Origin of the sequence: Streptomyces pathocidini, from assembly GCF_001418495.1 — a bacterium.
GTDB classification, from domain to species: Bacteria; Actinomycetota; Actinomycetes; order Streptomycetales; family Streptomycetaceae; genus Streptomyces; species Streptomyces pathocidini.
Map to the genome: position 1 here is coordinate 1 of NZ_LIQY01000689.1, position 1,557 is coordinate 1,557.

1 protein-coding gene is annotated in these 1,557 nt (G+C 78.9%); it reads right to left on the minus strand.

What is annotated here, in order from left to right; translation table 11 throughout:
• The coding region (locus AOK16_RS24490; RefSeq protein WP_055474279.1) for a primosome assembly protein PriA at positions 1-1,557 on the minus strand (1,557 nt) is incomplete at both ends.

Genomic DNA, 1,557 nt, shown 5'->3' on the forward strand with positions numbered 1-1,557 from the left:
GAACCGCCCGCCCCGCCTGCGCGGCCTTCAGCGCGGCGGCCAGGGCCGCGCCCTGTCCCGTCCGCACCCGCAGCAACATCCTCTCCCACGCCTCCTCCACCGGCGGATCCCCGGCCCGCCGAGGCCGCCCGGCCTGGCGTACGGGCATCGGTACGGGCCCCAACACCTCGACCCCGTCCGGCAGTTCGGCCGTGTCGAGGAAGCCGCGTACGTCCTCGGGCCGCCCCGCCACCGCCGCCATCCGCGAAACCGGCGGGAACCCCAACTCGGCCCGCTCGGCCAACTCCCGTACGGCGTGCCCGGCCGGGTCCCACCGGACCAGCGCCTGCACCGGCCGGAGCGTCGGTTCGGCGACGACGACCACCGTCCCCCCGGCCTCCTGCCCGCGCACCAGCGCCGCAGCGCCCAGCCAGCGCCGCAGCGCCTCCTCGCCCGCCCGCAGGTCGGGGCGGCCGAGCATGGCCCATCCGTCGAGCAGCAGCGCCGCCGCGTAACCACCCTCGGCGACCGGTTCCGCGCCCGGGGTGCTGACGACGAGCGCGGGCCGCCCGGGCACGGTGTCGAGCACATGCTCGCGCCCCGAGGTCCGCACCGGCACCGCGGGAAAGGCCCGCCCCAACTCCTCGGCGGTGCGCCGCGCACCCACGATCTGCGCCCGCAGCCGCACTCCCCCGCACTCGCCGCAGCGCCACCCGGCCTCGTCCCGCCCGCACCAGCCGCACCGCAGCCCGCCGCCCTCCCCTGCCTCCAGGGGCCCGGCACATCCCGCGCACCGGGCGGGGGTGCGGCACCGCTCGCAGGACAGCTTCGGCACGTACCCGCGGCGCGGTACCTGCACCAGCACCGGCCCCGTACGCAACCCCTCGCGCACCACCTGCCAGGCGAGGGTGGGCAGCCGGGCGGCGCGCGCGGCCTCGTCCCGCGCCTGGTCGGCGTCCCCGACCGTACGGATCAGGGGCGCCGCGGCGCGAACCCGCTCGCGCGGGGCGGCCAGCGGCAACGCCCAGCCGGTGTCGACGAGTTGGGCCGCCTCGACCGTGCAGCCGACCCCACCCAGCAGGAACCCGGCCTTCTCGTGCGCGGCGCGCAGCAGCAGCACCTCGCGCGCGTGCGGCTGCGGGGCGTGTTGCTCGCTGTGGCTGGAGTCCCCGTCGTCCCAGATCGCCGCGAGCCCGAGGTCGCGCACGGGCGCGAACATCGCGGCCCGGGTCCCGACCACGGCCCGTACGGATCCGCGGTTGACCGCGAGCCATCGCCGGTAGCGCTCCTCGGGGCCGCTGTCCGCGGTGAGCAGCACATGGCGCCCGGCGCCGACCAGTTCGGTCAGCGCGGCATCCAAGCGCGCGGCCGTCCGCCCGTCCGGCACGACGATCAGCGCGCCCCGACCGGAGGCGAGCGTGGCGGCGGCGGCGCGCGCGAGCTCGTCCGCCCAGTGCGGGCCGGGCAGCGCGGTCCACACCGCGCGCGGCGCGTCCCCGCGGGCCAGGGCCTGAAGGTACCCGGGCCCACCGGCGTACCGCACCCACGTCCCCGGCTCCGGCGCCGCGGGCGGCGGCG